21 protein-coding genes and 1 pseudogene are annotated in these 26,978 nt (G+C 65.2%); 17 read left to right on the top strand and 5 right to left on the bottom strand.

From position 1 onward, the window contains the following. The first annotated feature begins 1 nt into the window (after position 1). The 5 genes from BM118_RS35590 to BM118_RS35570 all read left to right on the top strand — a co-directional run bounded on the left by BM118_RS35590 (position 2) and on the right by BM118_RS35570 (position 8,093). Positions 2–1,525 carry a class I SAM-dependent DNA methyltransferase gene (locus BM118_RS35590; protein WP_092192054.1) on the top strand — a complete coding sequence of 508 codons (1,524 nt, stop codon included), beginning with the start codon at positions 2–4 and terminating at the stop codon, positions 1,523–1,525. Beyond that, the gene (locus BM118_RS35585; RefSeq protein WP_143099573.1) at positions 1,518–2,819 is read left to right on the top strand and encodes a restriction endonuclease subunit S; all 1,302 of its coding nucleotides are present in this window, start codon (positions 1,518–1,520) and stop codon (positions 2,817–2,819) included. The genes BM118_RS35590 and BM118_RS35585 overlap by 8 nt, the downstream gene beginning before the upstream one ends. Further along, positions 2,816–3,847 (top strand): virulence RhuM family protein, encoded by a 1,032-nt coding sequence (locus BM118_RS35580; RefSeq protein ID WP_092192052.1) that lies wholly within the window; start codon positions 2,816–2,818, stop codon positions 3,845–3,847. Before BM118_RS35585 ends, BM118_RS35580 begins: the two co-directional genes overlap by 4 nt. After that, positions 3,844–7,002: a type I restriction endonuclease subunit R gene (locus tag BM118_RS35575; RefSeq protein ID WP_092192050.1), complete on the top strand. Its 3,159-nt coding sequence runs from the start codon at positions 3,844–3,846 to the stop codon at positions 7,000–7,002. The genes BM118_RS35580 and BM118_RS35575 overlap by 4 nt, the downstream gene beginning before the upstream one ends. Before the next feature lie 224 nt (positions 7,003–7,226). Next, the gene (locus tag BM118_RS35570) at positions 7,227–8,093 is read left to right on the top strand and encodes a hypothetical protein (RefSeq protein ID WP_092192301.1); all 867 of its coding nucleotides are present in this window, start codon (positions 7,227–7,229) and stop codon (positions 8,091–8,093) included. Here the strand turns inward: BM118_RS35570 and BM118_RS35565 are convergent, their stop codons facing one another. Together BM118_RS35565 and BM118_RS35560 are read right to left on the bottom strand one after the other, a co-directional pair. Beyond that, positions 8,094–9,362 (bottom strand): Spy/CpxP family protein refolding chaperone, encoded by a 1,269-nt coding sequence (locus BM118_RS35565; RefSeq protein WP_177235007.1) that lies wholly within the window; start codon positions 9,360–9,362, stop codon positions 8,094–8,096. It abuts the gene before it with no gap. Positions 9,363–9,598: 236 nt separating this feature from the next. Next, positions 9,599–10,606, bottom strand: a complete 1,008-nt coding sequence (locus tag BM118_RS35560) for a LysM peptidoglycan-binding domain-containing protein (RefSeq protein WP_092192046.1) — start codon at positions 10,604–10,606, stop codon at positions 9,599–9,601. A gap of 166 nt (positions 10,607–10,772) precedes the next feature. Between BM118_RS35560 and BM118_RS41940 the strand changes: the two genes are divergently transcribed. The 5 genes and pseudogenes from BM118_RS41940 to BM118_RS35535 all read left to right on the top strand — a co-directional run. Further along, positions 10,773–11,468 (top strand): hypothetical protein, encoded by a 696-nt coding sequence (locus tag BM118_RS41940; RefSeq protein WP_177234990.1) that lies wholly within the window; start codon positions 10,773–10,775, stop codon positions 11,466–11,468. Between the two features lie 156 nt (positions 11,469–11,624). Then, positions 11,625–14,288 (top strand): bifunctional diguanylate cyclase/phosphodiesterase, encoded by a 2,664-nt coding sequence (locus BM118_RS35550; RefSeq protein ID WP_092192044.1) that lies wholly within the window; start codon positions 11,625–11,627, stop codon positions 14,286–14,288. Positions 14,289–14,569: 281 nt separating this feature from the next. Continuing rightward, positions 14,570–14,845 (top strand): 30S ribosomal protein S21, encoded by a 276-nt coding sequence (gene rpsU / locus BM118_RS35545; RefSeq protein ID WP_092192299.1) that lies wholly within the window; start codon positions 14,570–14,572, stop codon positions 14,843–14,845. Between the two features lie 104 nt (positions 14,846–14,949). Further along, positions 14,950–15,210 carry a hypothetical protein gene (locus BM118_RS35540; protein WP_177234989.1) on the top strand — a complete coding sequence of 87 codons (261 nt, stop codon included), beginning with the start codon at positions 14,950–14,952 and terminating at the stop codon, positions 15,208–15,210. Between the two features lie 159 nt (positions 15,211–15,369). Continuing rightward, a pseudogene (locus BM118_RS35535) lies at positions 15,370–15,681 on the top strand (GMC family oxidoreductase); the annotation flags it as partial. Positions 15,682–15,755: 74 nt separating this feature from the next. On the opposite strand, the gene BM118_RS35530 reads toward BM118_RS35535, so the two are convergent. Together BM118_RS35530 and BM118_RS42625 are read right to left on the bottom strand one after the other, a co-directional pair. Then, a complete protein-coding gene (locus BM118_RS35530) occupies positions 15,756–17,855 on the bottom strand; it encodes a methyl-accepting chemotaxis protein (protein WP_092192042.1) in 2,100 nt (699 codons plus the stop codon). A 142-nt stretch (positions 17,856–17,997) separates the two neighbouring features. After that, positions 17,998–18,120, bottom strand: coding sequence for a hypothetical protein (locus BM118_RS42625; protein WP_271567985.1), 123 nt, complete (start codon positions 18,118–18,120; stop codon positions 17,998–18,000). Positions 18,121–18,452: 332 nt separating this feature from the next. Between BM118_RS42625 and BM118_RS41935 the strand changes: the two genes are divergently transcribed. The 4 genes from BM118_RS41935 (at position 18,453) to BM118_RS35520 (ending at position 21,206) form a co-directional block, all read left to right on the top strand. After that, complete coding sequence (locus BM118_RS41935; RefSeq protein ID WP_177234988.1) at positions 18,453–18,590, top strand: hypothetical protein; 138 nt, start codon at positions 18,453–18,455, stop codon at positions 18,588–18,590. 133 nt (positions 18,591–18,723) lie between these two features. After that, complete coding sequence (locus BM118_RS35525; protein WP_177234987.1) at positions 18,724–19,848, top strand: lactonase family protein; 1,125 nt, start codon at positions 18,724–18,726, stop codon at positions 19,846–19,848. Positions 19,849–19,919: 71 nt separating this feature from the next. Further along, complete coding sequence (locus BM118_RS41930) at positions 19,920–20,090, top strand: hypothetical protein (protein WP_177234986.1); 171 nt, start codon at positions 19,920–19,922, stop codon at positions 20,088–20,090. Positions 20,091–20,315: 225 nt separating this feature from the next. Then, positions 20,316–21,206, top strand: coding sequence for an efflux RND transporter periplasmic adaptor subunit (locus BM118_RS35520; RefSeq protein ID WP_028175680.1), 891 nt, complete (start codon positions 20,316–20,318; stop codon positions 21,204–21,206). 270 nt (positions 21,207–21,476) lie between these two features. Here the strand turns inward: BM118_RS35520 and BM118_RS35515 are convergent, their stop codons facing one another. Further along, positions 21,477–22,325 carry a caspase family protein gene (locus BM118_RS35515; protein ID WP_092192040.1) on the bottom strand — a complete coding sequence of 283 codons (849 nt, stop codon included), beginning with the start codon at positions 22,323–22,325 and terminating at the stop codon, positions 21,477–21,479. A gap of 424 nt (positions 22,326–22,749) precedes the next feature. Between BM118_RS35515 and BM118_RS35510 the strand changes: the two genes are divergently transcribed. The 3 genes from BM118_RS35510 to BM118_RS35500 all read left to right on the top strand — a co-directional run bounded on the left by BM118_RS35510 (position 22,750) and on the right by BM118_RS35500 (position 26,769). Next, positions 22,750–24,480, top strand: a complete 1,731-nt coding sequence (locus BM118_RS35510) for a hypothetical protein (protein ID WP_092192038.1) — start codon at positions 22,750–22,752, stop codon at positions 24,478–24,480. A 271-nt stretch (positions 24,481–24,751) separates the two neighbouring features. Next, entirely contained in the window at positions 24,752–25,474 is a 723-nt protein-coding gene (locus BM118_RS35505) for a thermonuclease family protein (protein ID WP_092192295.1), read from the top strand. A gap of 107 nt (positions 25,475–25,581) precedes the next feature. Continuing rightward, on the top strand, positions 25,582–26,769 hold the full coding sequence (locus tag BM118_RS35500; RefSeq protein WP_092192036.1) for a pyridoxal-phosphate-dependent aminotransferase family protein: 1,188 nt from the start codon (positions 25,582–25,584) through the stop codon (positions 26,767–26,769). The last annotated feature ends 209 nt before the right edge of the window (positions 26,770–26,978 follow it).

The following is a 26,978-nucleotide window of genomic DNA, read 5'->3' as shown; positions in this document are numbered from 1 at the left end:
AATGAATGGGAATGGCGCGTTCGAAGCCAAGCTGTGGGCGGCGGCGGACGCCCTGCGCAACAACATGGACGCCGCCGAGTACAAGCACGTCGTGCTCGGGCTGATCTTCCTGAAATACATTTCCGACGCCTTCGAGGCGAAGCACGCGGAACTCGATGCGCAGCGCGCCCAGGGCGCCGATCCCGAGGATCCGGACGAGTATCGCGCCCAGAATATCTTCTGGGTTCCACCGGAAGCGCGCTGGAGCTATCTGAAATCGATGGCGCCGCAGCCAACCGTCGGCCAGCTCGTCGACGACGCGATGGCCGCGATCGAGCGGGACAACACTTCCCTCAAGGGCGTGCTGCCGAAGGATTTTGCCCGACCCGGCCTAGACAAGCAGCGGCTCGGCCAGATCATCAATCTGGTCAGCGACATTGCTCTCGGCGCACCCGCCGATCGCTCGAAGGACACGCTCGGACGCGTCTACGAATATTTCCTCTCGCGCTTTGCCAGCGCTGAGGGCAAGAGCGGCGGCCAGTTCTACACGCCGTCGCATGTCGTCCGTGTGCTGGTCGAGATGCTCGCGCCCTACAAGGGCCGCGTCTACGACCCCTGTTGCGGCTCCGGCGGCATGTTCGTGCAGAGCGAGAAATTCATCGAGGCCCACGCCGGCAAGCTCGGCGACATCTCGATCTACGGACAGGAGTCTAACTACACGACGTGGCGACTCGCCAAGATGAACCTCGCGATCCGCGGTATCGACGCCCAGATCGGCCATGGCGACACTTTCCACAACGACCGCCATCTCGACCTCAAGGCCGACTACGTGCTGGCCAATCCGCCGTTCAACGATTCGGACTGGCGCGGCGATTTGTTGAAGGACGACAAGCGCTGGGCCTATGGCACGCCGCCCGCCGGCAACGCCAACTTCGCCTGGGTGCAGCACTTCATCCATCATCTCAGCCCGACCGGCATTGCCGGCTTCGTGCTCGCCAACGGCTCGATGTCGTCGAACACCTCCGGCGAGGGCGACATCCGCAAGGCGATCGTCGAGGCCGATCTAGTCGACTGCATGGTGTCGCTGCCGGGGCAGCTGTTTTACTCGACGCAGATTCCGGTCTGCCTCTGGTTTCTGGCCCGCGCAAAGAAGAATGGCCGTTTCCGCGACCGCCGCGGCGAGACCCTGTTCATCGACGCTCGGAAGATGGGGACGCTGACCGATCGCGTACACCGCGAATTGACCGACGACGACATCACGGAAATCGCTGGCACCTATCACGCATGGCGCGGCGACAAGGATGCTGGCGACTACGCCGACGTACCAGGTTTCTGTAAGGCCACGACACTGGACGACATCCGCAAGCACGGCCATGCGCTCACGCCGGGACGTTATGTCGGCGCTGCAGCGGCAGAGGAGGACGACGAGCCGTTTGAGGAGAAGATGCTACGGCTGGCTGCAACATTGCGGGAGCAACAGAAGAACGCGACAAAGCTGGACACTGCGATCGCTGCCAATCTGAAGGAGCTAGGATTCGGTGGCTAACCGCGGAAGTGAAACACAGACAGGCGGCCGTCCGGCCAGTACAGGCGTTATCCCAGGTGATTACGCCCTAAGTGTTGGTCGACCGAACAAGCCTGCACCGCCCGGATGGTCATGGACGGCCCTCAGCGAAGTTGCACGCCTCGAAACTGGACATACGCCAAGCAGGCGTCACCCCGAATATTGGGGCGGTGACGTTCCCTGGATCGGAATCAAGGACGCGACCGCGAATCACGGCAGGATGATTTCCGATACGTACCAGCACACCAATGAGCTCGGAATAGCCAATTCTTCGGCGCGCATCCTTCCATCACAAACGGTCTGCCTGTCACGTACCGCATCTGTTGGGTACGTTGTCGTCATGGGACGGCCAATGGCCACCAGCCAGGACTTTGTGAACTGGGTTTGCTCGGACGCTATCGACTATAATTTTCTGAAGTACGTGCTAATCGCAGAACACGATGCCTTCTTGCGATTTGCCAGTGGAACCACTCATCAAACGATTTACTTCCCTGAGGTAAAGGCCTTTCACGTTTGTCTTCCCCCAAGAGAAGAACAGCGCGCCATCGCCCACATCCTCGGCACGCTCGACGACAAGATTGAGCTGAACCGGCGGATGAATGAGACTTTGGAGGCAATCGAGCGGTCGATATTCGCTCATCGCGAAGGCGAAGATGAATGGCCCGAACTTCTGCTCGAACAGGCGTGCGCGATCTACGATGGACCGCATGCGACACCCAAGCTCGTTGATGCTGGTCCGATCTTCTTAGGAATTTCCAATCTGAACGAAGGCTCGCTCGTCTTGTCCGACGTCGCCCACGTCACGGATGAAGACTTTGTCAAATGGACGCGGCGAGTTACCCCATCCGCAAGAGATGTCGTCTTCTCCTACGAGACCCGTCTCGGCCAAGCCGCTCTCATTCCCGATAGCTTGAAATGCTGCCTCGGTCGAAGAATGGGCCTGCTTCGGCCCAAGACAGGGATGACAGAGGGCGTCATACTCCTCCGTGCCTATCTAGCGGCAGAGTTTCAAGAAATCATCCGCCAGCGTACAGTACATGGCAGTACGGTCGATCGCATTCCACTGAAGGAAATGGGCCAATTCCCGATTCGTCTGCCGCAGGGGGCGGCGATGGATCGGCTTGCGACTGAGCTCACGCCGTTGAGGGCCAAAATCGAACACAATCAGAGAATGAGCAGAACCCTCGCCGCTCTCCGCGACACCCTCCTCCCCAAACTCATCTCCGGCGAGCTTCGCGTGAAGGCCGCCGAGAAAATTGTCGAGGCCGTTGCATGAGCGACGTCCCGTCCCGCGGCGAGTTGATCCTCTACCGCACTGAGGACGGGCGGGACACGATTCGGCTACGCGTGGTCGATGGCACGGTCTGGCTGACGCAGGCCGAGATTGCCGGGCTGTTCGACACCACCAAGCAGAATGTCAGCCTGCATCTGAAAAACATCTTCGACGACGGCGAATTGCACCGAGATTCAGTTGTCAAGGAATCCTTGACACCTGCCGCCGACGGCAAGGCGTACCTGACGTCGCACTACCATCTCGACGCCATCCTGGCGGTCGGCTACCGCGTCCGAAGCCCGCGCGGCAGCCAGTTCCGCCGCTGGGCCACCACGGTGCTGCGGGAGTTCCTGGTCAAGGGTTTCGTGCTCGACGACCCCAGGCTGAAGGAGCCGGGTGGCCTCGACTATTTCGACGAGTTGCTGCGCCGCATTCGCGACATCCGGGCCTCGGAAAAGCGATTTTATCAGAAGGTCCGTGATCTCTTCAAAGCCAGCAGTGTCGACTACGACGGCACCGCGGAGACCGCCAAGGCGTTCTTCGCCACCATCCAGAACAAGCTCGTGTTCGCCGTCACCGGGCAAACCGCCGCCGAGTTGATCGTCGGGCGCGCCGATGCCGCCAAGCCCAACATGGCGCTGACGAACTGGTCCGGCGACCGCGTTCGCAAGGCCGACGTCACCGTGTCGAAGAACTATCTCGACGCCGGCGAGATCGAGCAGCTCAACCGGCTGACCACCATGTTTCTTGATTTCGCCGAAGACCGCGCCTCGCGCCGGCAGGAAACCAGGATGGCGGACTGGATCGCTCAGACCGACCGCTTCCTGGTCTTCAACGAGCGCGGGGTGTTGAAAGGCAAGGGGCGGATGTCGCACGAGCGCATGGAGGAGATCGTCCATTCGCGCTTCGAGACGTTCGACGCCGGCCGCCGCGCCGAGGAAGCCATCGAGGCCGACCGGGAAGCCGAGGCCGATCTGGCAAAGCTCGAAGCCGAAGCCAAGCGGCTGACGAAGCGCGAGCGCGACCCATGACGACCGCATTCACCGAGTCCATCGTCGAGGAGGCTGCGCTCGATTGGCTGGCGCGGCTCGGCTATGCCGTGCTGCACGGCCCGGACATCGCCGACAGCGGCGCGGCCGCAGAACGGGACGCGTCCGGCTATCGCGATGTGATTCTGGAGATGCGGTTGCGCTCGGCGCTGACCCGGCTCAATCCCGACCTGCCGGTCGAAGCGCTGGAGGACGCACACCGCAAGCTGACGCGGCTCGATGCGCCATCGCTGATCGAGCGCAACCGCGCCGTCCACCGTATGCTGGTCGACGGCATCACTGTCGAGTTTCGGCGCAAGGACGGTTCGATCGGCGGCGCACAGGCGCGCTTGATCGATTTCGACGATCCGACGCAAAACGATTGCGTCGCCGTGAACCAGTTCTCGGTGGCCGAAGGGCAGCACCTTCGCCGGCCCGACATCGTTTTGTTCGTGAACGGCCTGCCCCTCGCGGTGATCGAATTGAAGAATGCCGCCGACGAGGGCGCCGACGTCTGGGCGGCGTTTCGGCAGCTCCAGACCTATCAAGCGCAAATTCCGGCGCTCTTCGCGACCAATGTGGCGCTAGTTGCTTCCGACGGGGCGCAGGCGCGGATCGGATCGATCGGCGCCGGGCGCGAATGGTTCAAGCCCTGGCGCACGATCACCGGACGCGACGAGGCGATCAAGCTCGCCGAGTTACAGGTGGTGCTTGAGGGCGTTTTCGAGCAACGGCGCTTTCTCGACCTGATCAGGTATTTCGTCGTGTTCGAGGCGCTGGATAACGCCAAGCTGGTCAAGAAGATGGCCGGCTATCACCAATTCCACGCCGTCAACGTCGCGCTGGAAGAGACCTTGCGCGCGGCGATCCCCTCAGCGAGTTGGCACAAGTCGCAGGGCTTCACCGAACAGAACGGCCGATACGACGCCGGACCGATGGCTGGCGGCGAGGATGGCGACCGTCGCGTTGGCGTCGTCTGGCACACGCAGGGCTCCGGCAAGAGCCTGACCATGGCGTTCTATGCCGGCCGGGTGATCCTGGCGCCCGAGATGGAAAATCCGACCATCGTGGTGCTGACCGACCGCAACGACCTCGACGACCAGTTGTTCGGCACCTTCGCTCGCTGCCGCGACCTGCTGCGCCAGCCGCCGGTGCAGGCGGAGGACCGCACTGACTTGCGTACCAAGCTGTCGGTCGCGGGGGGCGGCGTGGTGTTCACCACCATCCAGAAATTCTTTCCCGAGGAGCGCGGCGACCGCCATCCCATTTTGTCGGAGCGGCGGAACATCGTCGTCATCGCCGACGAAGCGCACCGCAGCCAGTACGACTTCATCGACGGTTTTGCGCGCCACATGCGCGATGCGCTGCCGCGAGCATCGTTCATCGGCTTCACGGGAACGCCGATCGAGCAGACGGATGCCAATACACGCGCCGTGTTCGGCGACTATATCAGCGTCTATGACATCCAGCGCGCGGTGATCGACGGCGCTACAGTGCCGATCTATTACGAGAGCCGGCTCGCTAAATTGGAGCTGAAGGCGTCCGAGCGGCCGAACATCGATCCTGAGTTCGAGGACGCGACCGAGGGCGAGGAGGTCGACCGCCGGGAGAAGCTCAAGAGCAAATGGGCTCAGCTCGAAGCTGTGGTCGGCTCCGACAGCCGGATCGCGCTGGTTGCGCGTGATTTGGTCGAGCACTTCGAGACCCGGCTCGGTGCCATGGACGGCAAGGCGATGGTCGTGGTGATGAGCCGTCGCATCGCGGTCGCGCTCTACGACGAGATCACCAAGCTGCGGCCGGGCTGGCACGGCGAAGACGACGATAGGGGCGCGCTCAAGATCATCATGACGGGCTCTGCGTCCGACCCTCTGGAATGGCAGCCGCACATCCGCAGCAAATCACGGCGCGAGGACATGGCTGAGCGGTTCCGCGACGCCAAGAACCCGTTCAAGATCGTGATCGTGCGCGACATGTGGCTGACCGGATTCGACGCGCCAAGCCTCTCGACCATGTATGTTGACAAGCCGATGCGCGGCCACGGGCTGATGCAGGCAATCGCGCGAGTTAATCGCGTCTTCAAGGACAAGCCGGGCGGGCTGGTGGTCGACTATCTCGGCCTCGCCGATGAGCTGCGGCGGGCGCTCGTGACCTATACCGACGCCGGCGGCACCGGGCGGACCGCGCTGGATCAGGCGGAAGCGGTCGCCGTGATGCTGGAGAAGTACGAGGTCTGCCGCGGTCTGTTCCATGGCTTCGACTGGTCGCATTGGCTCACGGGAACAGCGGGCCAGAAGCTTTCGCTCCTGCCTGAAGCCCAGGAACACATTTTGGCGCAAGAGGACGGCAAGAGCCGCCTGATGCAGGCAGTCAGTGAGCTGTCGCAGGCATTCGCGCTGGCCGTGCCGCACGCCGAGGCTTTGCGCATTCGCGACGACGTGGGCTTCTTCCAGGCCGTGAGGGCCGTGCTGGCCAAGAACGAGCCGAGCGAGCGCAAGAGCAGCGAGGACCTCGACCACGCCATCCGGCAGATCATCTCGAAGGCGATGGTTTCGGACGAGGTGGTCGATATCTTCGCGGCGGCAGGGCTGAAGAAGCCGGATATTTCGATCCTGTCGGACGAGTTCCTGGCCGAGGTTCGCGGCATGCCGCAACGGAATCTCGCCGTCGAGCTGTTGCAGAAGCTGCTGAAGGGCGAGATCAAGGTCCGCTCACGCCGCAACGTCGTACAGGCACGGGCCTTCTCCGAAATGCTTGAGCAGGCTCTACGCCGATATCAGAACCGCGCGATCGAGACTGCAAAGGTGATCGAGGAACTCATCCAGCTTGCCAAGGATATGCGGCAGGCCGCGCAACGCGGTGAGGACTTGGGCCTGAGCGATGACGAAGTCGCCTTCTATGACGCTTTGGAGACCAACGACAGCGCGGTCAAGGTCCTTGGAGACGACGCGCTCCGCACCATTGCCCGCGAGTTGGTCGCCACCGTTCGCGCAAACGTCACCATCGACTGGGCCGTGCGCGACAATGTGCGCGCGCAACTCCGCGTGTTGGTGAAGCGGATCCTTCGCAAATATGGCTATCCGCCGGACCTTCAGGAGAAGGCGACCCAGACGGTGCTCGAGCAGGCGGAAGCGCTTTCGGAGGGGTGGGCCGCCGCTTGAGCGCACTCATACCGCGGATTTTAGTACCGAACGAAGAGTCTTCGCCAAACTCCTCCCTGGGGTAATGGGTCCTGGCTTTCGCCAGGACGACAGTGGAGATTGAGGCGCAAGCGTTGCGAATGGCCTCGCCAGCGAATTCCTCGACTCCTCCCACGAACCCCAACGCCCTTCCCCGCGACTAACCATCGCCTCAACGGCGAGGCACACTCTGGATGGAGACGATCGTGGCGCTTGCCTTGCCTTCGCGTGCCTATGATTTGCAGATGCTGGACCGGCCCACTGAGCGTGCGCGCGACCATGGCTGGGTCTATGGGCTGCCGCCGGGCATTGCATCCGAGCAATGGCCGCTCGATCCCGTCACCGGCTATCCGTTGATGCACGGTTTTACGCTTCTGTTGCCGGACGATTATCGCGTCCATGGCGAGGACATCGTCGCGGTGTCGTTCTTCGCGACCGCGCCCGATCACAATGACGGCGGCGCGCCCGACGATCCTGAAATTCGCGAGGCGGTGCTGGCGCGGCCGGCGCATCCGCGCCTGTCGCGCATGACCGACATCCTCGATTACGAATATGCCGCGCTGCTGTTGACCGCAGCCGAATACGAGGGAGCGTTCGCGACGCCGCCGGCACCGCTTGCGCTGGCGACGGCGGAGCGGCCGCGTTGGCTCGATGTCGGCGGCGCCAGCGCTTTCTTCGAGTCCACCCCGCCCTTCGCGCAGAAGATGTTCGCCGCTCCGCCGCGCGCCGATCTCACCGAGACCCGCGCGATCGCCTTGACGCCGCGCGCGAGCGATCCCAATGCCGGCAAGGGCCCGCAGGACGAGTACACACGCCAGAGCCCGCCCACCGGCTATCAGCCCTATTACTACTATGTCGGCGGCGTGCCGGGCCGCGACAATTTCCGCCCGCACGATTGGAGCAAGGACCACGCCCACAACCATCTCGGCGGCACCATGCGGCCGTGCCAGGCGGTGCCGGAGATGAGCCCGTTCTACATCGAGTTCGAGGAATATTTCGGCGGCTACAATTTCGGCGGCGGCAATGCGCAGCTCGACTTCAGGGATATGAAGTTCGACTGGGCGTGCGGGTGATCACGCCCCGCGCTTGGGCCCGATCGCCTCGAAGCCGGCCTTCTGCTCGTCGCTCAAGTCAGCCTCGAAATCGTCGAGCGCGTCGGCAACGCCGTTCACCGCTTGCAGCATCGTCTCCAGCCGCGCCTTCACGGCCGTGAGGCGGGCCTGCGGTGTCGCGGCGGCCTTGGTCGGGCAGGCACTCAGCGTCTCCATGGTGCGCAGCGTGGTGTCCTGGAGCACGTCGAGCCGCGCGCGGCCGATGTCGTCGAGGCGCAGCGTGGACGCGATGTCGGCGACCGGCCATTGCTGCTGCACGAGCTGTTCGTACTGGCGCTGCAGCTGGGTGTCATAGCGAGGATCGCTGTCCGCCGCGCAGGCGCTTGCTGCCTGCGCATCCTTCTGGCTCGACGCTAGCGCGGCGCGAGCCTCGTTGGCCAGCGCATCGAGCCGGTTCTTCTGGTTCGCGTCGAGCAGATCGACAAATTTGGCGAGCGGCGGTGCGATCGCGTCCGTTGCCTTGATCATGGCCTCGAGGCGCTCGCGCATCAGGCCGAGGCGCTCCGATGCGCTCGCCGGCACCTGCGCCGGGCAGGACGCGCGAATGCTGTCGCGGGCAGCTAGCCAGGCGGTTACGAGCTCGTCGAGCGCGGTGCGCTGCAACTCGTTCGGCTGCACGGCGGCAGTGATGCGATCCGCAGGGAAGCCGGCGGGATCGCTGACATCGCAGATGTTCTGCGCCGACGGAATCCTGCGCGCAAGCCTGCCTTGCGGCGCGGCGTAGGCGGCAAGCTCCTTGGCCGCATAAGGCGAGAAGATCGCCGCGTAGATGTCGCCGTAGCCATAGAGCGAGATGCTGGTCGTATGGCCGAGGATGACGGCATTGGCGAGATCGTCATGTGCGAACGGCCAGAACACCGGACCGGCCCAGCCATAGCTGCCGTCGGGGTGGCGCCACCAGCCCTGCGGTCGGCGGCCGCCATGCCAGCCTGACAGCGCCGCTTGCGCCGTGAGCGCCGCACGCAGGATGGCGGGATTGGGTGGTTGCCGGCTCTCGGCACCACGGGGATCCTGGGACCGCAACGCGGCGGAGCGGTATCGGCCGCCCCGCACCGCCATGCGGGCGTGGCGCAGGCGCGACATGCCGATGACGTGGCCGACGGCGAACCGCGCAACGCCGAGCGGCCCGCCGCGCAATCCGAACTGCGCTTCGGCCTTGTTCGGCAGCAACACGGCCAGAATGACAAGGGCGCCGCCCGCCAGTGCGAGGCGCATCCGTGATCCCGACATGACCGCTGACCTGACCACCTTGGCCCTCCTCCAGCGCCAAGCGCGAACCACCTCGCATCACATGACGCGCGGGGGAACCAAAGGTTCCGGGAGCGTGAGGGTCAAAGCGTCGCGGAGGTGAGAATCCTGACTGTCCATGCCGTCGCGGAGACACCCCACCCCCTCGTAAGGACGGGGAGAGGAAAGATCGCAATCATGGCTACGGGAGATGCAATCGCGTCGGCGACGCGCCGCGCTCATTCCGCCTTTTGCGGCAGCACAAAGGTCTGGCCGGGATAGATCAGGTTCGGGTTATGGATCTTGTCGCGGTTGGCCTTGAAGATCACCGCGTAGCGGGCGCCGTCGCCATAGGCGAGTCGGCTGAGCGCCCACAGGCTGTCGCCGCGGGAGATCACCCGGCTGCCGCCCGCCTCTGCCGGCGTACCGCTGAGGGCGTCGCCCGGCGAAGCCGAGGCGACCGCCGTGGCGGCAGGCGCTCGCGCCATGCCCCTTGGTTTCGGTGCCCCCATCATTCGGGGCCGCGCCGCGGGCCTGTCCGATGCCGACGGCAAGGATGCCACGACATCCGATTTCTCGTACGGCGTCTCGGCCCGCTTCGTTTCCTGCCTGGTAGTGGGCGGTGCAACACGCGCCGGCGGCGGCGCCGCCTCCGCGATCGTCACCGGCATGGTGCGGCCGGACTGCGTGACGGTTCCATCCGGCGCCTTGGCGCGCAGGGTCAGCTCGTAGCTGCCGGCGGGGAGCTGCGGCGGCGTCATGACGAACTGGCCCGACGCATCGGCCACGACCGAATGAAGCGGCTGGCCGTCGCGCAGCAGCTCGACCTTTGCGCCCGGCGCGGCCCGGCCCGCGATCACCGCCGCTTCGCCATGGTCGTCGACGCGGGCGACGTCGAACCGGGGACCGGCGTCGGTCGCGGCCACCGGCGGCTTGACCGGCGCGAGATCGGCCAGCGCCGCGACCTGCTTTTGCGTCTCGGCCACTGGACTCGCCGGCTTCGGCGCAGGGGACGCGGGCGGCGCGCCGGCGGCGAGCTTCGGTCCTTCGGACTCCTGCTCTGCCTTGGTCTCGGCTCTAGCTTCAGCTTTGGCGTCGGCCTTGGCCTCAGGCTTGACCGCGACGGCGATCTCGGTGTTCGCCCCGCCCGGCAACAGGCGGCGCAGCTCGGTGGGGCCGATCACCAGCACGGTGCCGACCACCGCGAGCAGGCAGAATGCAATGAAAGCCTTGGAAGCGGTCATCATCAGAAAGCGGACCCTTGCTGGCAAATCGGCCGATGACGGCAAGTTGCGCCGATTTGGCTACGGCAGCAAGTCGGTCGAAGGGATTAGCACGGATGAACCGGCGCGGCCCCGTCGGCGTCAAATGATCGAAGCCGCTTCGCGGCATATTTTTTTGAGGATCTTTTCCGTGACCGCATTTTCCCGCCCGGCCCGATGGCTGGCGCTCGCCGCGATGCTCGTCGCTTCCCCAGCACTTGCCGCCTCGGGCCCGCCGCCGGACTACATTCTCACCGACAATGCCGATCTCGCCTTCACCTCGCCCGACGGCGCCACCAGGATCGAGCAGTACATGAAGGACAGCAAGGATTTCGACGTCAAGTGGCAGGCCTGGGCGAGGAGCGGCGAGCGAATGACGGAGCTGAAGCCCGAGCAGGGCTACGGTGCCGGCTTCCGCTTCACCAACGATTCGCAATGGCTGGTGCGGATGCAGAAGACCGGCTCCGGCGAGCAGGACCTTTTTCTCTACCATGTCGAGAAGGGCGCCTTCGTCAGCGCGACGAAGAAGCCGCTCAGCGATCTCGCCTGGGCCTATTTCTACGGCCGGCCGGAGACGAAGAGGTTTGCCAAGCTCGACTTCCACATCTCGGCCAATCTCATGGAGGGTACGGAAGAGGCCTACCGCTCGCTCGGCATGGACTGGCCCAACAACCGCTACCTCGTGATCTCGCTGTCAGGTGAATACGACAATCATCCCAAGAACGTCGCCATGAAGGGACTGGGCGGCTGGAAATGCCGCTATGATCTCGAGACCGGAAAGTTCGACGTGCCGGCGATGTTCGCCAAGGCGAATGCGGAAGCGCTGAAATGGGAGATCAAGCGGTGAGATCTGGCCTCACCGGCTCGCCTGCCCTGCAAAGCGGAATTGGCCGCCCCCAGGGAACCAACCCCCTGATTCCGCTCCAATTCATACTTTCCTAACCCTCACTGGTAACCGGGTCTTTTCGGTTTTGCTGCATCTTGCATCCCAGGGGAGGGCTGGATGGGCACATCGATCCGATGGACCGCGCGGATGCGCGCGTTGCTCCGCCGTTGGCGCGGCGCGCCGCTGACATGGCTGATCGTCGGCGGCTTCGTGCTGATGGCTGCAACCGCCGTCGGCACCGCGCTCACCGTCGACCGCTTCCGGCAGAATGCGATCGAGAGCGGCCGCGACAGCCTGGAGAGCGCCGTCCGCCTGCTGGCCCGCCATTTCGACCGCGAGTTCGAGGATTTCGCGGTGCTCCAGAAGAGCGTCATCGCCGAGCTCGAAAGCCACGGCATCGCCTCCGCCGACGCCTTCCGCAGCGAGATGGGCACCCTCGCGATGCACGAGGTGTTGCGCGCAAAAGCCAGCGGCTGGTCCGACGTCGCCGGCGCCAATGTCTTCGACGCCGACGGCGTGCTCATCAACTCGTCGCGGCGCTGGCCGGTCGCCGACATCTCAGTCGCCGACCGCGGCTATTTCAACCGCCTCAAGAACGATCCAGCTGCGCAGGAGGAGATCGAGGCCGTGCCCGGACGGCTCGGCAACGGACCGGCGATCGTCTTCGCGCGGCGCGTCTCCGGCCCCCATGGTGAATTCCTCGGGCTGGTCTCGCGCGCGGTCGCGCCCGACCAGCTCGAATCCTTCTTTGCCTCGACCGGGCTCGGCGACGATTCCTCGATCGCGATGCATCACCAGAACGGCCAGCTGCTCGCGCGCATCCCGCATGTCGACGCCATGATCGGGCAGAATTTTCGCAAGGGCACGCCGGAGCAGATGGCGGTGTTCGAGCGCACCTTCGTCACGATGCAGCTCGCAAGCCCGATCGACGGCAAGGATCGCATCGTCGCCTCGCGCCTCCTGACCGGCGAGCCGCTGGTCGTGGTCGCGACCAGGTCGCTGGATGCGACGCTCGCCACCTGGCGCACGCAAACGAAATTCTTCGTCACCGTGGCCGTGCTGTCGATCGGCCTGCTCGTACTGACGCTGTTCCTGATCTTCCGCCAGGTGACGCACCGGCTCTCGCTGGAGAAGCAGCGGCTCGACACCGCGCTGAACACGATGACGCAGGGCCTTCTGATGTTCGACCAGGACGAGCGGCTGATCGTCTGCAACCGGCGCTACATCGAGATGTACAGGCTGTCGGCCGACGTGGTGAAGCCCGGGGCCTATTTCCGCGACGTGATCCAGCACCGCCACGACACCGGCTCGTTCGACGGCGACGTCGACACCTATTGCGACGGCATTTTGAGCAATGTCGGACGGACCCAGAGCGCGATCGTCGAGACCGCCGACGGCCGCCTGATCGAGATCAAGAACCAGCCCGGCGCCGCCGGCGGCTGGCTCGCCACCCATGACGACGTCACCGAGCGCATTCGCGCCGACGAGCGTATCGCGCATATGGCGCATTACGACGCGCTGACCGACCTGCCCAATCGCGTGCTGATGCGCGGCCATCTGGAACGTCGCGTGGCGGAGCTTGCCGAGGGCAAGCCGTTCGCGATCCTCTATATCGACGTCGACGAGTTCAAGGGCGTCAACGATTCGCTCGGACACGAGGTCGGCGACGAGCTGCTGCGCCAGGTCGCGAACCGCCTGCGCGCCTGCGTCAGCGGCAACGATCTCGTCGCGCGGCTGGGCGGCGACGAATTCGCCATCGTCAAGGCCGGTACCAGCGACCAGGCCGAGCTGACGGCACTGGCGGAAACGATCCTCAACGCATTGCGTGCGCCCGTGAACTGCAAGGGCCAGGAGGTTCCGACCGATGCCAGCATCGGCATCGCGATCGCGCCCGACCACGGCGACAATCTCGACGATCTGCTCAAGCGCGCCGATCTGGCGATGTATGCCGCCAAATCCGAGGGCCGCCGCACCTTCCGCGTCTTCACGCCCGAATACGACGCCAAGGCGCGGCTGCGCCGGCAGCTGGAGCTCGATCTGCGGCAGGCGCTCGCGCGCGGCGAGTTCGAGGTGCACTATCAGCCGCTGGTCGATCTTGCGGCCAACGTCGTCACCGGCTGCGAGGCGCTGCTGCGCTGGCACCATCCGGAGCGCGGCATGGTCTCGCCCGCCGACTTCATTCCGGTCGCGGAAGACACCGGATTGATCGGCGAGATCGGCGAATGGGTGCTCAAGCAGGCCTGCACGGAGGCGGCCTCCTGGCCCGGCGATATCCACGTCGCCGTCAACGTCTCGCCGGTGCAATTCCGTTCCAAGACGCTGGCACTCAAGGTCGCCGCCGCGCTTGCCGAGTCGGGCCTCGCGCCCGGGCGGCTCGAGCTCGAGGTCACCGAAACCGTGCTCATTCGCGACGACGAGGAGGCCCTGACGATTCTCCAGCAGCTGCGCGAGCTCGGCGTGCGCATCGCGCTCGACGATTTCGGCACCGGCTATTCGTCGCTGAGCTATCTGCACCGCTTCCCCTTCGACAAGATCAAGATCGACCGCAGCTTCATCAGCGACATCGGCGAGCCCGAGGACTCGTCTCCGATCGTGCAGGCCGTGGTGCACATGGCGGCCGCGCGCCGGATGGCGACGACGGCCGAAGGCGTCGAGACCGAGGCGCAACGCGAGGTGCTGCGGCAGCTCGGATGCAGCCAGATGCAGGGCTGGCTGTTCAGCCCGGCCGTCCCGGCCGCAAAGCTGAAGCAATTGCTGTCGGCGCAGGCGGCGGCGGCTTAAGCGCGCGGTTTGCGCAGGCGATGACCGGGAAAACGCCTCTGGCACGGGCCCGGATCGGCTTCAGACGGCGAATTGACGCGCAGGGAAGCCTTATCGATTGACACGGCGGCCCGGGAGTGTTCACGTCGTCCCCGAACTGTATCGCGGCGACAAGCAGCTCGCGTGTTCGAGGCCGGCGCGGAAGATCGCCGTCACTGTCATCCTCACGATCGCAATGAAGCTCCTGCGCAATAGGCTGCGTGCAGGACTGCCGCATTTCGCAGCCCGACAAGGAGACACAATTGCAGGTACTTGTTCGCGACAACAATGTCGACCAGGCGCTTCGTGTCCTGAAGAAGAAGATGCAGCGCGAGGGCGTGTTTCGGGAAATGAAGCAGCGGCGCTCCTACGAGAAGCCGTCGGAGCGGAAGACGCGCGAAAAATCCGAGGCCATTCGCCGCGCCCGCAAGCTCGCTCGCAAGCAGGCGATCAGGGAAGGCTTGCTGCCGGCGCCCCCGAAAAAGAAGCTTCCGGAGCGCAAGCCGCCGCTGCCGCAGACGGCCAGACCCGCGGTCTGAAACGGCGGCACGGCATCGCCGTGAGACCGACCGGGCAATGAGAACGAGCCGGCATCGTTCCCCGCGCATCTTGCATCCGGGAAGATGGTCCATATCTCATCGGCATGATGAAGCTCACACTCGTCCAGGACCAGGCCATACAGGCGCTCATGGCAGGCATCGTCGGCGCCGAGACGTTCGATCGGGTCTTCGCGGGCATCCGCTTCGACAAGATCGAGGGTACGATGCTCTACGCCCTCGCCGGGAACGAGGAGGTCGCGTCCGACATCGAGGACAGCTACTCGTCCTACATCGCCGCGGTCGCATCGCAGGTGCTGGACAAGCAGGTTGACGTCGTCATCGTGATGCCGAAAGTGCTGCAATAGGGTTCATCGGCCGAGACGGCGCAAACCCGTCGTCCGTCTTGCCCCGCGGCATCGCCCCACCCTCCTGACCTCATGGCGCCACCGACAAGAGCGGTGGCGTGAACTCGAAATAAATCCGCGCCAACCTCTTCGGCACAAGAACAAGAGGAAGCGCCAATCGTGTACGACTACATTATCGTGGGCGGCGGCTCGGCGGGGTCCGTGCTGGCCCACCGGTTTTCCGCGAGGAGTGCCAACAAGGTCCTGCTCTGCGAAGCCGGACAGGACACACTACCCGGCAACGAGCCGGCCGAGATCAGGGACAGCTATCCGGGCACGGCCCATTTCGATCCGCGCTTCCACTGGACCGAGCTCAAGGTCACGACCCAGATCGTCAGCCACAACAATCCGACCGTAGGCCGTCCTCCGTTACGCAAGTACGAGCAGGCGCGCGTGCTGGGCGGCGGCTCGTCCATCAACCGCCAGATGGCCTTGATGTCGGCGGAGAAGATCGCTGCAACGATGCAATAACTCTCGTGTCCCGGGCGCAGCGCAGCGGAGGCGCGCTACGCCGCCCTGAGATCGCCGACGAAGCGGTCGACGTCGCGCTTGAGATCGTCCGACAGGCGCGCCAGCATCTTGGCGGAATCCAGCACCTCGCCGGCGGCGGCGCCGGTCTGGCCGGCGGCTTGCGAGACGCCGGAGATGTGGCGCGAGACCTCGTTGGTGCCTTGCGAGGCCTGCTGCACGTTGCGCGCGATCTCGCGCGTCGCGGCGCCCTGCTGCTCGACGGCCGCCGCGATCGCCGCCGCAATCTCGTTGACCCGCTGGATGGTGGAGCCGATCGATCGGATCGCGGTCACCGAGGACTGGGTTGCGCCCTGGATCGCGGCGACCTGGCCGGTGATCTCCTCGGTCGCCTTCGCGGTCTGCGTCGCGAGGTTCTTCACTTCGGATGCGACCACCGCAAAGCCGCGGCCGGCTTCGCCGGCGCGTGCGGCCTCGATAGTGGCATTGAGCGCGAGCAGATTGGTCTGCTCGGCAATGCCGGTGATCAGCGCGACGACGTCGCCGATGCGCTGCGCGGCATCGGCCAGCGCCTGCACCTCGGCATTGGTGCGGTCGGCTTCGGCCGAAGCGGCACCGGCAATGCTGGAGGATTCGGCGACCTGACGGCTGATCTCGCTGATCGAGGCCGAGAGCTGCTCGGTGGCGGCGGCAACCGTCTGCACGTTGGAGGAGGCATCGCCCGAGAGGCTCGCGACCGAGGCCGCCTTGGACGAGCCCTGCTCGGCGGTTGACGACATCGACTGCGCGGTGGCGTTCAGCTCGCCGGAGGCCGAGGCCAGCGTGTGCAGCGATTCCGTCACGGTCTTCTCGAACTGTTCGATCAGTCGTTCGACGGCGAGCTGCCGCCGCTCCTTCTTTGCCTGCTCGGCGGCCTGTTCCTCGGCGAGGCGGTCGCCGGTGATCATGTTCTCCCTGAACACGGCCACCGCGCGCGACATCTCCCCGATCTCGTCGCCGCGCTCGATGCCGGCGAGCTCGATCGCATAATCGCGCTCGGCGAGGCGGCGCATCGCCTGCGTCATCTTGCGGATCGGCGTGCTGACGCGGCGGTTGACGAGGATGAAGCCGAACAATGTGATGGCGAGTGCGACCAGCATCATGCCGCCGTTGAGCGCCAGGCTCCATTTCGCGGAAGTCATCTGCTGCCCGGCACGGGCGACCATCTCGGCGAGCGCGGCCTGGCCGGCCTCGACGCTGGAATTGAGGATGGCGGTGTTGAGCTTCGACAGGTCCTCGATCTTGATGTCGATGGTCTGGTTGTTGCTCAGCGCCTTGATGAAGCCCTGCTGGCGCTCGGCCATGGCCGCGGCCTCGCCCTGCTTCGAGCGCGCGATCACTTCGGTGAGGCTTGCGGGCGCATCAGGGCGAGCGGCTGTGTCGAGCACCTGGCTCCAGGCCTGTTTGGCGCGGCCGGTATCCTCGGCGGCGCCGACCATGTCGGCGGCGCTCCACGGCTTGCCGCTCGCGGCCGCAGCTTCCAGGCGGATGGCGACGAAGCCGCCGAAATTGCGCGCGGCCCAGGCCGACTGCTTCACGGCGAGTAGATGATCGACCACGGGATCGGTGAGCTTGAGCGCGTTCTCGAGCTCGGCAGTCAGTGCCAGGATGGAGTCGAGATAATCCTGCGCGGCCTTGCGGAACTCGTCGCCGACCTTTGGATCACGCTCCGCCTTGGCCTGATGGATGGCGGCCTCGGCCTTGGGCCGCAACGGCGCGAGCGCGTCGTGGATCGCGACGAGCTTGCCTAGCGCACCGGCGAGGCGCGGATCGGACACGCCATCGAGACGCTCGAGCACGCTTTTATAGGCGGCTTCCGACAACTGCCGGTTGGTGGCGATGCGGTTATCGGCATTGGCATTGGCCGGCGCGTCCGCGACAAGTGCCGACAGGAAAGTGCCGCGTTCGAGGCGGAAGCCGAGCAGGGTCGCAAACAGCTGCTGGTCGGTGCTGGCGAAACGTTCGACCTTCTGCGCAGCGGCGTCGCGCGCGACGGCCCCAAACAGGCCGCTCACGAGCTGTCCGACCAGGAACAGGCCGAGGACACCGATGATGGCGCCGAGAACAGAGCGAATGGAGGGATTGCCGAACAATGCCATGGGAAGCGACGGGTCTCTGCGGAAAAGATGCAGAAAAATACCGGTCGGCTCCTAAGAATTCGTTCACCAAATGCGCCCCCGCCCACAGGGGGCGAGCCGGCCAAGACGAACTACCGGGATGAAGGTCTGGAGCGGGACCGGCTCATTTCACCTGCTTGGCGGCATGGATCTCGACGAACTCGGCATCGGGATGCGTGACGATGGTGGTGAACATGATGCCGCTGATGATGAGCGACCAGGCGGTGTCCCAATAAATCCAAAACACGTGCCACCCTCCGTTTTTTGGCGTCCTCCGCCCGCGAGACCGAGGTAACGGCGGCAGGGGCTTGCCGTTCCGGGCGGTCACGTGGCCGGAGCCCTGCGGCTTGCGATGTGCAGGCGACGCGCAGCGCTATTTGGAATTGGTCGGCGCGGCCTTGCGATCGGTTTGACCGGTGTGGCGCTTTGCCACGACGTCTTCGTCCCGCGAGCCTTTGCGCGGGCGCGGCGGCGGCATGCCCGGCTGTGAACGAGTTCATAGGGGCGCGGCCGTTTGCAGTGCACGATGACTCGCAGCGCCCCAGCGCATCGAACATTCGACGGACGGATTCTGGCCTGATGTGCAAACGACTCGTCGCCTGGACCATCCTGACCTCGGCATTGCTCGCGATCGTCGTGTGGACCGTGCTCGGACCGCCCGACCATCCCGCCGGCCCGCATCTGCACTTCCGCAACCTGACGGCCGCGGTGCGGTAGCCGCCTTCGGCGCGATGCAACCGATACAATTTCGGTATCGATCAATCCCATTTGGAATTTGGTGCGGCGAGGCGCCAGCCGCTATCCTCTGCAACAAAACGACAAGGCCGCACCGGCCCCGAGGAGAACGCCCATGCCGAGACCGACACGCTGCATCGCATCCATGACGCCCCGCGCTGCGATCGCCGCCACCGTCACCTTCCTTGCCCTCATTTCAGGAGTTCGCGCCGGCATGGCCGAGACCTTCGCCTATGTCGGCAATGCCGACAGCAACGACATCAGCGTGTTCAAGCTGGCCGAAAGCGGCGAGATGACACCGGTGCAGACCGCCGCCTTCACGGGCATCGAGAAGCCGGGCTCCTCGACGCCGCTCGCGATCACACCCGACCACCGCGTGCTGATTGCCGGCGTGCGCTCGCAGCCGTTCCAGGGGTTGAGTTTTGCGATCGACCCCAAGACGGGCCAGCTCAGCCCTGTCGGCAACGGTCCGCTCGCCGACAGCATGGCGAACATCGCGACCGACCGCGGCGGCAAGGTCCTGTTCAGCGCCTCCTATGGCGGCAACAAGGTCGCGCTGAATCCGCTTTCCGCGAACGGCGTCGTGAGCGAGCCGAAGCAGGTGATCCCGACCGGGCTGAACGCGCACGCCTTCCTGCCCTCGCCCGACAACCGCTTCGTGTTCGCAACCAATCTCGGCTCCGACCAGGTGCTGAGCTTCGCGTTCGACGCCACGGCGGGCACGCTGACGCCGAGCGATCCGCCAGCCTACAAGGTGCCGGAGAAATCGGGGCCGAGGCACTTCGTGTTTCACCCGAACGGCAAGTTCGTCTATCTCATCCACGAGCTGAACGGCGATGTTGCTGCTTTCACCTATGAGGCCAAGAGCGGCGCCTGGAACGAGATCCAGCGCACCACCGCACTGCCGGAAGGCTTTTCGGGGAAACCCTGGGCCGCCGACATCCACATCACCCCGGACGGACGCTTCCTCTACGCCTCCGAGCGCACGACCAATACGCTCACCGCCTACAAGGTCGATGCGACCAGCGGCAAGCTGACCACGGTCGGCAGCGTGCCGACCGAGAAGCAGCCGCGCGGCTTCAATATCGACCCGTCCAGCCGCTACCTCGCCGCGGTCGGCGAGCTGTCCGACGGCATGACGGTCTATGCCATCGACCAGGGCAGCGGCGCGCTCAGCAAGCTGAAATCCTATCCCACCGGCAAGAAGCCGAACTGGGTGGAGTTCCTGAGCCTGCCTTGAGGGGTTCGCGGCCGACCTAAGTAATCATCCGTAATTTCAAAAGTCCGGGCGCTGCCATCATATGACGGGGGATGGACCGTCATATTGTCTTCAAATGCCCCCAGACCGGCATGAATGTGCAGCATCGGCTTGGCGACGAGCCGGCCGACCGCACGCACGTGTCCGTGCCCTGCCCGGCCTGTACGCGGCTGCACCTGATCGACCGTACCTCCGGCAAGCTGCTCGGAGATCGCCGAAGCTGACCGGCAGCTCGCAGACGAACCGCTGCATCCGATCTCGAACCGCAAGCTGTGCGGCCACGGCGGCCGGCCCGGCGGCGAGCGAACCTGTTCTCCAATCCCGCGACTAATCAAGGACTTGCCGCGGCAGCCCGGGCGGCGCGGCATCCCGCTTTGGGACAACGCTGCCGTAGTCCTTGCCGCTGCCATCTGCTATCGATTGGAGGCATAGCCCCCGTGGAATTTCCGATGCGCCATTTGCCCCGTGCCGCTGTTCGAGCCCTGTTTCCCGCAACCATCGCCGCAGTGCTCGTCTTCGGCCAATATCCGGCCGGAGCCGCCGATGACGACGCGCCCAAGGGGCCGGCCGTCACGGTGCTGAAGGTCGCAAAATCCTGCTTCTCCGACATCGTCGAGGCCACCGGCACGATCATCGCGCGCGAGGAGACCTCGGTGCGGCCCGAACGTCCAGGCCTGAAGGTAACGGAAGTGCTGGCGGAAGCCGGCGAGACCACCACCGCCGGCCAGGTGCTGGCGCGCCTCGCGCTGCCCGAAGGCGGCACGCTTCAGGTCACCGCGCCGGTCGCGGGTGTGATCGCCACCTCGACCGCGCAGATCGGCAACCTCGCCTCGGCCAAGGGCGAGGCACTGTTCACGATCGTGGCGCGCAGCGAATACGATCTCGTCGGCCTCGTGGCGACGACCGACATGCGCAAGCTCGCAGTCAATCAGCAGGCGACCGTGCGTATCGCCGGCGCCGGCGACATCGACGGCAAGGTGCGCCGCATCGGGCCGACCGTCGAGCCGAACATCCAGCAGGGCATGGTCTATATCGGCATCTCCTCGCAGAAGCGGCTGCTGCTGAATGCGAGCGGGCGCGCGCTGATCAAGACCGGGCAGAGCTGCAACGTCGCGGTGCCGCTGACCTCCGTGCAATATTCGTCCGCCGGCACCGTGGTGCAGGTGATCCGCCGCAACCGCGTCGAGACCAAGCGCGTCGAGATCGGTCTGATGTCGGGCGGCAATATCGAGGTCCGCGACGGCCTCAACGAAGGCGACGTCGTCGTCGCCCGCGCCGGCGCACTGTTGCGCGAAGGCGATCCCGTGCGCCCGGTGATGGCCGCGGAAGCGGCGAAGTAGGTCTCGCCTCAACCGTCATTGCGAGGAGCGAAGCGACAAAATTGCGAAGCAATTTTGCGCTGGTGCGACGAAGCAATCCAGAATCTTTCCGCGGAAGGATTCTGGATTGCTTCGCTGCGCTCGCAATGACGATGTGGGGGCAGATGTGCGTTACAAACGCGTATCGTAGGGTGGATTAGCCGAAGGCGTAATCCACCTCTTTGCTTCCCGCTCTGAGAGAGAAGTGGTGGATTACGCTTCGCTAATCCACCCTACAGTCACGGCGAAAAACTAGCCGCCGGCTTCGCCGAAATGGACGTCTTCGAGCAGCGAGGAGGAGACGGTCGGGACCTGGTCGCCTTCGGAGGCGCGGGAGATGGCGATGCGGGTCTTGTTGAAGGCGCTTTCGGCGCTGCCCTGCGTCGTGAGGTTGCCGAGAAGCTCGCTGACCAGCACGCTGTGCTCGCCCTTGCCGTCGTCGACGACCTTGCCGGGCGAGGCGGAGGCGAGGATCAGCGCATTGTCGGGCGCGCTGATCGGCGCGAGGCCGTGGCTGTAGGAACGGAAGCGGCGCTCGTAGGGGTTACGGCGGGAGGCGTCGACGACGACGAGCTTGGCCTTGGCGCCCTGCTCCTTCATCATGTCGAGCACACCGTCGATGGAGACGCCCTGGCGGCGGACATCGCTTTCCTTCCAGATCACGGCGTCGACCGGCAGCATGTAGCTCTGGCGGCCGGCCTGCACGCCGTAGCCGCCGAAGAACAGCATGACGACGGTGTCGCGCTTGATCCGGGACTTCAGGCGGTTGACGGCGCGGACCATGTCGTCCTTGGTCGCGTCTTCCACCATGTCGACGTCAAAGCCGTTCTTGCGCAGGGTCGAGGACAGCGCGCGGGCGTCGTTGATCGACTGCGTGAGCGGCGCGCTGGCGTCGGGATAATGTCCATTGCCGATGACGAGCGCGAGCCGGGAGGTCTGGCCGATCGAGCCGGTGACCTGGTCGGTCGTAACCGCCTTGGCGGCATCGAGCGCGCGCATGTTGAGGGCAGCATGGGCACCGATCACGAGCGAGACCGTCCCGATGAGGGCTGCGGCCACCGCAATCGTGCGTCGGGAAATGTCGAGCTGCCTTACATTCATCTCGCTTCATTCCTGTCAGTGCCAAAGACCAGCCCAGCGCGCGCACACATGTTTGGTAGCGCGATAGCGTCTTTAGGTTTGAGGGATTGGCCGGGGGAGTGCCCCCGAATTGCGCGCAATTTGCGGCGCCGCACCAAACAAACCTTTAACGGGATATAGTGTGCCCGGCAATAGATTGCCCAAAATTTGAGCTAAGTCGCTGAAGATGTTAGTTAATTACGCGGCCTGGATTTCTCCGTTTTTTGCGTTCCCGTAGCCTTCCGGAGTCTGATCATGCAGCCCTCGTGCCGGTTTTTTCCGTGACCGCTATCACATTTGTATTTCCTGCGAATCCGGGTAGCCTTTTCAAAGACTTGCAGGGGGTGGTGCGCAGATGGGAGCGCACCGGCCGGCCCCCGGCCAAGGCCCCGCGACCAGGTATTTCATGAGCTTTCATTATTTTGCCGGCGCCGCCTGCCGGGCGCTGACGGCGCGGAAGGACGGCCCCTCGCTTTACGACGTCTGCGATCCTGTGCTGGCGGGCGCAGCCAGCGGCGATCCGCATCTGGCCAAATTCTACAAGACCGCGCTCGGCAATCCCGCGCTGCGGGTGCTGCTCCGCCGTGCCGGCCTGCCCGAGCTGCGGCACGAAGGGAAGTTGACCCGCCTGCGCGAGGCGCTGGTGCGCGCCCGCGACGAGGCCGAGCCGGACTGGGCGGCGATCGGCCAGCCCGTGGCCGATCTCGTCGACAGCATCACGCTCGACCATCCCAGGCCGCCGCCGGCGCTGTTCGTCGCCGCCATGCCGCAAGCTTCCCAGATCGACGGCGTGATCCGCGACTGCGCGCAGCATCTGCTGGGCTCGTACCGCAAGAACGGCTTCCTGCCGACCTATGCCGCCTTCAACCTGATCGGCGATCCTGATTTCCGCGGACGCGAGCTGACCATGGCGCTCACGGGGTTGAACGCACGCGGCTACAAGAACTCCTCGCTGCTGTTCAACCTCGCCCGGGTCTTCATCGCGCGCTCGCCGGCGCGCGCCGTGGTCAATCCGCCCTGGACCGGCATTGCCGAGCCGATGTGGGAGCCGATGCAGATCCGCCACCGCTCGGCCTATTACGATGCGTTCTTCATCGAGGCGCTGCTGAGCTTCATCGAGACCGGGCTCGCTTCGCCGGCCGACAAGACGGCAGCAGAGCGCGCGATCGCCGACATGGTCGATTTCTGCGTCAACATCAGCCGCGAGGAGGTCGAGGGCACCGACGGCGCGCGCTTCAACGTCATCACCGCGCTCGCGCCCGCGCCGCATCCGCGCTTTTCGCGCTTCTTCGCCCAGATCAAGCAGGATCTCGGCTTCGGCGTCTACGTGCCGGATTGCGACACCACGGCCTGCTCGATCTCCGCGGCGACGCAGGCCGGCTGCACCGATCCGATCATCGACCAGCCGCTGCTAGATTTCTACAGCGGTTACCAGGTGCGCGCCGGCGTCAACGAGCCGCGCGTGACCGTGCCGCTCAACGACAACATCGACTACGAGGGCGGGGTCGCGACCTGGATCGACAATCTCAAGGGAGAGCGTCCCTACGGCAACGATCTCGATCCGACGCTCAATCTCGACATTCTCGAGGTCAGCTTCCGTAACCTGGCGCGCTGGAAGATCCTGGAGACGCCGGCGCGGCTGGCGACCGTGCATCGCATCATCGGCTTCCAGAAGCGGCTGGCGTCAAGCGGCGCCTTCGCCAATCCGCGCTCGCACATCTATTACCTGCCGGAACTCTACAGCGCCTATTTCGGCCGCTGCTATGCCGCCTTCCTGGCGCTGCCGCTGGCGGCGCAGGCGGCGATCGATCCGGACGGCGACTTCGATTTCATCCGCCACCGCGTGCTCTCCTACGTCAAGGGCGAGCTGATGGCGGCGGAGATGAACGTGTTCGACGCGGCGCTGGCGCTGATCGCGCTCGGCCATCTCGGCGCCGACCCGCGCGCCTTCGCGCCGGCGCTGAACGTCATCGTGGCGAGCCTCGGCGAAGGCGGCCGCCGCGGCCCGTTCCGCGCCTATGAATGGAACAAGATGAAGACGCCGACGCGGATCCTGGTCGGTGGCCCCGAGGTGACGTCGGCGTTCGTGCTGATGGGGCTGGCGGTGGCGAAGCGGGCGATGGCCGGGCGGGGGTGAGGTGGTCTCGTGCCCCGGACACAGCGCAGCGCGAAGCGGTGCGCTGCCGAGCCGGGGCCACGTGGCTGGGAATTGTGTCTGTGATTTTCTGGGTCCCGGCTCTGCGCAGCAGCGTTTCACGCTGCGGCGCGTCCGGGACACGAGAGCCGTAGAGCTCCACGACAATGACGGGAAGTTGAAAGCTCAATCGTTGGGCAGGCGCTGGCCGGGCGGCCAAAAGCCGACCACAATTGCGGGGTCTATCGCGATTTTCCTGAACACGCGGACCGGCATGTTGCGAAAGTTCCTGATTGCGCTGTCTTTGCTCGCCCCGTCGCTGGCGCAGGCCACCGACATCACCGGCACGGCGAAGGTCCGTGACGGCGATTCCGTCGTGATCGGCAACACCCGGATCCGACTCGGCGGCATCGACGCGCCGTCGTCCGACCAGCTTTGCCTCAACACCAAGGGCGAGCGCTGGACCTGCGGCGTCGCCGCCCGTGACGAGCTCGCCAAATACACCGAGGGCAAGAGCTGGGCCTGCCATACCCGGGCGATCGACCGGCGCGGCCGCACCGTGGCGCGCTGCGACGTCGGCGGCGAGGACATCCAGAAATGGCTGGTGCGCAGCGGCTGGGCGCTGTCCTACACCCGCGTTTCGCACGATTACGACGCCGACGAGGCCGCCGCGCGTGAGGCCAAGGCCGGCATGTGGCAGGGCGCCTTCATTGCGCCTTGGGACTGGCGCGTGCGCAACAAGAAGACGACGATATTGGGCGCCACCAAGCCGCCCGACGGGGCGCACTCGGTGCTGCTTGCCTCGGCCTCGGGGCCGGTCGCGCCCTCGCCCGACTGCACCATCAAGGGCAACGTCAACACCGCCGGCGAGTGCATCTATCACCAGCCGACCAGCCGCTGGTACACCCAGATCAAGATGAAGATCAGCAAGGGCACCCGCTGGTTCTGCTCGGTCGAGGAGGCGGAAGCCGCCGGTTGTCGGGAGACGAAGCGATAACCCACTTCAGACCTGCATTTTCCGTGCTTTTCCCAGGCGCCAGCGCCGCGTAAAAGTGTGAATCAGCGACCCACCAGCCTGTTCTCAAGCAACAAGGACCAACAGCAATGACCGTTCGCGCGGGCCGGGAGTTTCTGGCCATCCCCGGGCCCACCAACATGCCCGACGAGGTGCTGCGGGCGATGCATCGTCCGGCGATCGACATCTACTCCAAAGAGATGCTCGACCTGACGGAGAGCCTGCTCAGCGACATCTCGAAACTGTTTGCGACCAAAGGCAAGTCCTACATCTACATCGCCAACGGGCACGGCGCCTGGGAAGCGGCGCTGAGCAACGTGCTGTCGCGCGGCGACAAGGTGCTGGTGCTGGAGAGCGGACGCTTCGCGATCGGCTGGGGCAATGCGGCAGCGCTGATGGGTGCCGAGGTCGAGGTGCTCAAGGGCGACTGGCGCCGCGCGGTGCGGCCGCACGAGGTCGAGGAGCGCCTGCGCCGCGACAAGGAGCACAAGATCAAGGCCGTCGTCGTCGTCCAGGTCGACACCGCCTCGGGCGTGCAGAACGACATCGAGGCGATCGGCAAGGCGATCAAGGCCAGCGGGCACCCCGCGCTGTACATGGTCGACACCGTGGCCTCGCTCGGCTGCATGCCGTTCGAGATGGACAAATGGGGTATCGACGTCGCGATGTCCGGCTCGCAGAAGGGCCTGATGACGCCGCCCGGCCTCGGCTTCGTCGCGGCCAATGCGCGCGCGCTCGAAGTCCACAAGAAGGCGAACATGTCGACGCCCTATTGGAGCTGGAGCGAGCGCGAGGGCACCGAGAACTACCGCAAATATGCCGGCACCGCGCCGGTGCATCTGTTGTTCGCGCTGCGCAAGGCCATCGACCTGCTGCACGAGGAGGGGCTTGAAAACGCCTTCCGCCGCCACAGCCTGCTCGGCGAAGCCGCGCGGCGTGCGGTCTCGGCCTGGTCAGAAGGCCAGGTGCTCGGCTTCAACGTCGCCGAAGCCAGCGAGCGCTCCAACACCGTGACCACGGTGACCATGAGCAACGGCCACGATCCCGCAGTGCTGCAACGCTATTGCAAGGAGAAGTGCGGCGTCGTGCTCGGCACCGGCATCGGCGATCTCTCCGGCCAGGCCTTCCGCATCGCCCATATGGGCCATGTCAACGCGCCGATGCTGCTCGGCACGCTCGGGGTGATCGAGATCGGGTTGAATGCGCTGAAGATCCCGCACGGCAAGGGCGGGCTGGAGGCGGCGGTTTCGTATCTCGGCGAAGAGGTGGCGGCGTAGGCTCAAGCTTGCGCCTAACGCTCCGTTGTCGTCCCGGCGAAAGCCGGGACCCATAACCACAGGATGTGGTTTGGCGAAGACTCGGAGTTGCCAGCTCGCGCCACAACCTCTCCCTGGGGTTATGGGTCCCGGCTTTCGCCGGGACGACAGCGGGGTTTTTGGCTACTGCTGAGCATCACAGCTGCAGTCTTGTAGCCCGGGTGAGCGAA

It is taken from the genome of Bradyrhizobium sp. cf659, from assembly GCF_900113725.1.
In the GTDB taxonomy this organism is placed as follows: Bacteria; Pseudomonadota; Alphaproteobacteria; order Rhizobiales; family Xanthobacteraceae; genus Bradyrhizobium.
Note: the sequence above shows the minus strand (reverse complement) of the source record. Positions and strands in the feature narration are given on the sequence as shown.